Source organism: Paraburkholderia sp. GAS32, assembly GCF_050434225.1.
In the GTDB taxonomy this organism is placed as follows: Bacteria; Pseudomonadota; Gammaproteobacteria; order Burkholderiales; family Burkholderiaceae; genus Paraburkholderia; species Paraburkholderia madseniana.
In genome coordinates this window covers 1-6,488 of the sequence record NZ_JBNPVS010000111.1, presented here as the reverse complement: position 1 = coordinate 6,488, position 6,488 = coordinate 1, and the positions used below count along the sequence as shown (strand labels likewise).

The following is a 6,488-nucleotide window of genomic DNA, read 5'->3' as shown; positions in this document are numbered from 1 at the left end:
TTCTTGGCACCTCGGGCATCGTGTTGCGAAGGTTTGTTCTTCAACTCTTCCCTTTATTTATAGCGGGGAAGTTATCCACAGGCGCCGCTATTCGCTGAAGGGCTGTTGCATCACCGAAGTGCACCGTCTGTTGCGCGGTTGGGCGTGCGACTGCGCAACAACGGCGGCCTGGTCGTGGCATCGCATGATCGGATGTTGTTGCGAATCCGTGCTGCCTAGGCAGGAAGGGTAGACCGCGTTCCGAGCTGCCACAGCATGTCGATGTTCTTCAGATAGATCGCGACGTTTTCAGCAGGCGCTTGGATAATCGAATGCTGTGTGCTATCCATGCTGTTGATTTCTGCTGTCCACGGATCATCAAGATGGGCGCATACGTCGACGACGTCCTCGCGATATCGCTGGAACGTGTCTTCGTCCCAAGTCTTGACGGTTGCGGGTGCAAGCAGCACTGAGAGCACGCCTTTGCGTTCGCCGATGAATCGCACCGGTGCAAGCAGCCCAGTGAGGTACATGATCAGGATCGCATCGAGCACCCGGCCGTCGTGATCTTCATCCCAGATAATTGCGAAGTCGAGGAACCTGCCGTACTGAATCTGGTTCATCAGTTCGTCGTGCCACGTCGGTACGCGTAAAACAGAATAATGCGTACCTCGCCCGAGGTATCCGACGGGGCCGGGCTCATCGTGCAATGTCTGGAAACAGGGTGGGTAAGACATTTCGCGCTCCTTTCGGGAGAGAGGCGGCTTCCGCCGCCGAACCGCAGCCATTTCGTGGCTGTAGCGATCATGCAAACACTATCACGTCACGCTGACAGTCATCGCCGCCTTGCATCTCCCCGGCGCTTCGGGCTTTCTTCCGGCATTGGAGATATTGCCGCCTCCGGTATCGCGCCAAGCTGCGCAAGTTTGTCGCGCGCGTCGCGATACTGTGCATAGAATCTGACCCATTTGCTGAAGCCGCCCAGTTCGCCGACCGCGCGCAACATTGCAAGGTGGGAAGCCGTCAGCAGTTGCACAGTGGCTTCGAGTTCTGCAATCCGGATGTCCTTGTCGGTGAGCGACGCTGCGGTGTCGGCGCCAGACCGTTTGCCAACGCGGCCGCGCCAGCGGCGGTATGCGGCCTGCCGCTGCCGATATTCAGCGAGCAACGTGCTCCGCGCTTCGCTGCGCGTAATTGACGATGCTGCATTGATGGACGGGTGCAGGCGCGCGACAGCGCGAGCTGTAATGTCTTCATCATCGGCGAGCAACGCTTCGAGAATCTCGCGCATTACGTCGTTGCCGGACCCGTTCGGTTCAGTCATCAAGTACTCCACGTTGCCGCGGCAGTGACAGGTCAACGCCGTCAGGGAAGGGACGTTTGCCCGATGGTGTTGCAAGAAGCTTCTGGACGCCGGCAAGCCGCTTTTCAGCGTGATCAAGCTGGTTCTTCCAGCCAATGCTGGTCGATGGCCTGGCCTTGATCGTTTCCAGCGCGAGCTTGAACTTGCCCTCGAGCTGGATCAGGTTCTGTCGGTTCTCCGGCAGATCGGTCGCCGAGAGGTGGCGGCAATCCGCGAAGCATTCGAGGTGTTTGGGGCAGGGGTCAACCGTGAACGAATTCAGACAGTGCCCGTACGGCGTGGCATGGAAGCCGTCCGCTTCGGCGCGCAGGTACTCGTACGCGGCAGCGTCGCCCTCTGTTTCCTGAATGCGCCGGAACGCATCAACGATCGGGCCGTTGGCCTTGCGGCCCTTGATGAGCCGGGCGACCGTGCTGGCCTTCTCGCCGAGCATGACCTCGATGTCCTGCGGGATTTCGATCTGGTCGAGGTCTTCTGCAAGACTGCGATGGTCGTACTCGTAGCTCTGTGCGACGCTGCGCCGGTTGAAGCGCTTTGAGATGATCGTATCGGCCACGCCCAGGCGGAACAGTTCGGTGTTTTGGAGGTGACGCAGCATGTGTGGCTCTATTTTCAACGCCTTGTCTTCCCCGGTCTCTCCATACTTCTCGAACAACGACGGCACTCCCTTGTCGTAGCCAAGCCCGATGCCAATAAAGCGCGGATCCGGGCGGCTGACCGCCATGAAACGGGTAACGTCGCAGAGCCCGTCGTTCCGCTCTTCAGCAAGCGAGCGCTTCGGCTGAACGAACAGGAATTCCCAAGGTTGCGCGACACCGACCGCCAGCGGCAACGGGGATGTATCAGAGACCTTCGTCGGTGTCGTGGAGCGGATATGTTCCTCCAGCTCGTCGATGCGAAGATAGGTGTTATGCCAGCCCATGCGCTCCCGGACTCCGATGACATTGCCATCAGCACGTCGGAAGCGCAATGCGATTTGCCCGTCACGCATCCTGTCGAGCAGGCGTTTTCCGAACTGATATACCGCCATATCCAGCGCGATCGGACCATTCCCGGGTCTTTCTGCCTGATATCGATGCAGATCGATCAGCACATCAGGATCGAAACTTTTCCGATAACGTTCAATGAACGGCTCGCGCTCGATGTCCAGCCAGAACGGGTTGCCCATCAGCCGCACATACGCTTCCGTGAACGGCACGACGTCATTGGCCCGGTACCAGGGCAGTAGCCGACCGGTCTCGCACTGCAACTTCAGCGTCGCGCGCAGCGGTTCCGTGAGTTTCGCGACGTGATCGAGTGTGTCGGTAAGCAATTGCCGGAACATGTCTGGCACAGGCTGGGTATTCTCGAACAGAACACGGCTATCCGACTCCTCGATCTGCTGCTTTTCGGCGAGGTGGCGAATCATGAGCGACGTTGAGATGCCACCGGATTCACTGGCAGGGCGCCCCTTCAAGTCGACGTAAGTTCGCTCACGCTGCCAGTCAACCGGTAGCAGCGCGGCTTCACCTATACGAAGCCCCGTCACGATCATTGTCCGTATCGCGGCGAACCGCAGATCGTCCATGAACGTGCGCGGCTTTTCGGTCATCACGATGCGGGTCAGCTCCCAGAACGCCCGGCGCTCCGGCAACCGCTCCTCACGCTTGCGCGCCTCGAGGTCGGTGCGCAACTCCTCCTGCGACCAGGTATGCTTCGCCTTGATCGCACTTTTCATTTTCATGCGGGGAACCGCGAGCGACGAGTACAACTGACCAGCGTCGCAGAGATGCTGGGCGTCGAACACTATCTTGATGATGCCGGCCACCAGGTCTCCCAGCTTCCCTGTGGCCTGGATCGCCTTGCCGACGCGGATCGCCAGACGCAGATCGTCGACGGTCAGTTGCCATGGCTCTCTGTCCACGCATGTAGCGATTACACGCAGCGGACGTGCGATGGACTGCGAGACATACCCGGTGGTGTTCCGTTTGAACAGCAACTGTTCGGCGACTGCTGCCTTGACCAGGTCCTGCCATGAGGGAGACAGCGGTTGGCGTGCCAGTGGCGTCAGGTCGCGCTCGGCGCGCTCTGCGTTGATGATCGCCAGCGCCTTCGCATCAGCGCCAAGGTCTCGCAGATAATGTGTCGGTGGCGGCACGTCATTGGCAATAGCGGTCAGGTTCCAGCCGACACCGTCGCGTGCGGCGCCTGTTTCGTCGAGAGGCATGTCCCACGACAGGCCTTTCTCGCGGGCTAGCGTTTTGCCTAGCTCGATGAACGCGCAGTAGTGTGGGTTCATCGGTCGTTGTCTTCTAGTTCTTCGATGACCGTCTGTATCTCGGCGATCGTGCGTTGCAGTTGAAGGTAGGCCGGCGATCTGGTGTCGCCACGGGAACTCCGGTCGAAGAACACAACCACTTCACGCATGGCGGCCAGCACCTGCTCATGCATCGACCTGTCGTGCAACGGCATGAACTTCCTGCATCCGTAGCACGACGTGACCGGGTTATAGGGGCAGGCCGGCTGTCCCGAAGAGCATCCGCCGATACCTGCAATCGGAATGCCGTGAGGCACACCGGCGATCTGTTGTTCACCTTTAAGAAGGGTGAGCTCTTCCGGGAGGATGAACCGGTCGTGCGCAATTTTCGCCACGCGCCGGTATATGTCCGACGCGCCGAGCGCCCGGTTGACCCGTTCCGCGTGGGTGGCCGATGTCTCGTAGTACACGAGTCCGGTCTGCACATGCGAATGGCCCATGAATTCGGCGAGTTCTTCGTGGCTTGCGCCGGCGTCAACGAGCCGCTGCGCAGCGGTATGACGAAGGTCCATGGCGCGAGCATCGTCGCCGATCAGACGTTCCAAACGGCGAGCGATGCGGGATCCGGCTTCATGATTCGAACTGACGCCGAAGACGCGATCATTAGCATTGCGGCCCTGAGAATCTGCATATGCAACCAGCGCACTGAACAGTACGCCCCATTCCTGTTTCACACGACGGACCATCGGCCTCTTTCGAAGTTTTCCCTGTTGTTTGACCATCAGGAACGTGAGATGCACGCTCGGTTCGGTGTCGGGTTCCGGTTTCCAGATTCGTATGTCACGCATCGTCAGCATCGCGACCTGAATCGGACGCATGGCAAACTGATAGGAACAGAGCACCATCGCCGCGTCGCAGAGCGCCTCATACGGGAGCCCTGACCAGTCACTTGCCCTTACGAGGTCAGACGTTTCATCCAGATAGCGAACAATCGCGGCTTCCTCGTCGGCGGACAGGAACACATCGCCTGATCGCACACGGGCGTACTTGTCTGTTGCGGGGCCGGGCAGGGAAGTACTGACATAGGTCAGGTAGGACTCAGACCATCCACATAGTCGATGCCGGCACAGGAGACGCAGCACGGCCTTAACGAAGCGATAGGCGTGAACGGGCAGCTGACGGGCGCGCAGTGCCAACCATATCGCTGAGATGCCTGTCGGTCCGGCTTCGACGATGTGTTCGACGTCATGCACATCAAGATGCATTGCTGCGTTCAGAACATTGAAGCAGGTCGAGATATGCAGATCTTCGCCCAACAGGAAGACCAGCAGGTGCTTCTGGAGAGCACTGTATGTCGGAGGGTAGCGGCTAAAGTCAAGCCGGAACAGTCGACCGTTGATATGAAGCCCCAAGGCATCGCCTTGGCGAACTTCAGACAAGGAGCGGAGTTTGTCGTCGAAGTCGTCGTAGTAACGCACAACGGGCGGCAGTTGCGGCAACGATCCCAGCATGTGTTCGAGCGTCGATGGCTCGATTCGGGGGCGGATCTGGGCCGATGGAGTTTTCGGCATGTTCAACGGCCCTTCGGAAGCGAGCGCAACACGGCCACACGATCATCGAATTCGTCACTCCATACGCTCGCGAGCCTGTTTTCGAAGACAGCCCGGGCATAGCGCGATGGCATGTCGGATCTTTTCGACCAGCCGAAGAATGTGCGCATCTTCTGTAGCGCTTCGGCCATCGCGTCGCCGCGCTCCAGTAACTGGTGAAGCCTCAACACGGCGCAGGTGTGGCGGAGATCGTGGCACGTCACAGTCCTTTTCCCGGTGCGATCGTAAAGTTCCTGCCGTATCTCGGAGGGCAGCGCTTTCGATATCAATGTAAAGATCTTTGTCAGCGACTCGGTGGACAGAGGGCCGCCAGTCTGGGCATTCAGCATGAACGAATGGGAAGGCCGGCCCCGATAATTTTCGCAATAGACCTGCACGAGGCGGGCAGTCGCGTCGCTGACAGGAATCTGCCTGATCGAATGGATGGTCTTGATGCTGGGTTTCGAGTAGCGGCTATCGCCGTCCGCTTCTTCATATCCATTCTGTCGGACGTTCAGCCAGTACCGTGTCCGATCAAGCTTGCGGTCATGGCTGCTCTTGATGGCATCCGCGGTCAGCAGCAACAGTTCGCCTCGCCGTAGTCCCTGATGGAGCATCAACACGAACGCGATGAAGACCCGCCAGCGCGTATGAGAACGTCGGAACGGATTGGTATCCGATTCCGGATCAAGTATCTGATAGAGACTTTCGACCACGCTGGCTGGCAGCGATCGGAGAGTCTCCGTACGGCCGCCTTGCCGTATGTGCAACTGGCGGTAAAGCGTCGACAGCCGATGGATCCGCGCTTCAATCTGCTGCATGTTCGCGTCGCCAGACTTCGAAAGCCACGTGACCACCGACGTCACGAAACCCAGTCCGGTCCGCCACCGGTCCTCGTTGCCGCTGCTTGCGACAGGCTGGTTGCGCAAACTCACGAACCACGACTCGAGAATGTCGGCAAGCCGCGCTTCATCAACACTGGATAGCGCGTCATCGAGCGCATTTGCCTTGAACGATCGATCCGCGTGTTCGTACAGATTCTCGATGAACCGCAATCGCATCGTCTGCGTCGACGTAGCCCACTGTGACGCAGCGATGACCAGCCAGACCGCGGCCCAGTATCGAGGAACATGATTGCTGTCGACCAGCAGAACGCCTTGGAGTGCTCGCGGCACCACGTCGGCACCGATCTGAACGAACATGGAAATCCCCGCAACAGAACGCGCTCGCAAAACCTACCATATGCGCATGTCACGGTTGCGGTATGTAACGTCGTGAGGCCGTGCGCTGAGCAACGGCCCAGAACATACCAAAAGTGTTG

At 59.1% G+C, this 6,488-nt stretch carries 5 protein-coding genes; all 5 read right to left on the bottom strand.

Going from position 1 to position 6,488, the window contains the following annotated elements; all coding sequences use genetic code 11:
• Positions 1–215 precede the first annotated feature (215 nt).
• The 5 genes from P3T25_RS48300 to P3T25_RS48280 all read right to left on the bottom strand — a co-directional run bounded on the left by P3T25_RS48300 (position 216) and on the right by P3T25_RS48280 (position 6,369).
• The gene (locus P3T25_RS48300; protein WP_429364821.1) at positions 216–716 is read right to left on the bottom strand and encodes a hypothetical protein; all 501 of its coding nucleotides are present in this window, start codon (positions 714–716) and stop codon (positions 216–218) included.
• Positions 717–814: 98 nt separating this feature from the next.
• Positions 815–1,303 carry a hypothetical protein gene (locus tag P3T25_RS48295; protein ID WP_429364819.1) on the bottom strand — a complete coding sequence of 163 codons (489 nt, stop codon included), beginning with the start codon at positions 1,301–1,303 and terminating at the stop codon, positions 815–817.
• Complete coding sequence (locus tag P3T25_RS48290; RefSeq protein ID WP_429364817.1) at positions 1,296–3,620, bottom strand: hypothetical protein; 2,325 nt, start codon at positions 3,618–3,620, stop codon at positions 1,296–1,298. Before P3T25_RS48290 ends, P3T25_RS48295 begins: the two co-directional genes overlap by 8 nt.
• Complete coding sequence (locus P3T25_RS48285; protein ID WP_429364823.1) at positions 3,617–5,149, bottom strand: tyrosine-type recombinase/integrase; 1,533 nt, start codon at positions 5,147–5,149, stop codon at positions 3,617–3,619. Before P3T25_RS48285 ends, P3T25_RS48290 begins: the two co-directional genes overlap by 4 nt.
• A 2-nt stretch (positions 5,150–5,151) precedes the next feature.
• Positions 5,152–6,369 carry a tyrosine-type recombinase/integrase gene (locus P3T25_RS48280; RefSeq protein WP_429364815.1) on the bottom strand — a complete coding sequence of 406 codons (1,218 nt, stop codon included), beginning with the start codon at positions 6,367–6,369 and terminating at the stop codon, positions 5,152–5,154.
• Positions 6,370–6,488 lie beyond the last annotated feature (119 nt).

Coding starts and splice junctions, on each gene's coding strand:
- P3T25_RS48300 (WP_429364821.1), bottom strand. CDS start 716: ATGTCTTACCCACCCTGTTTCCAGACATTGCACGATGAGCCCGGCCCC.
- P3T25_RS48295 (WP_429364819.1), bottom strand. CDS start 1,303: ATGACTGAACCGAACGGGTCCGGCAACGACGTAATGCGCGAGATTCTC.
- P3T25_RS48290 (WP_429364817.1), bottom strand. CDS start 3,620: ATGAACCCACACTACTGCGCGTTCATCGAGCTAGGCAAAACGCTAGCC.
- P3T25_RS48285 (WP_429364823.1), bottom strand. CDS start 5,149: ATGCCGAAAACTCCATCGGCCCAGATCCGCCCCCGAATCGAGCCATCG.
- P3T25_RS48280 (WP_429364815.1), bottom strand. CDS start 6,369: ATGTTCGTTCAGATCGGTGCCGACGTGGTGCCGCGAGCACTCCAAGGC.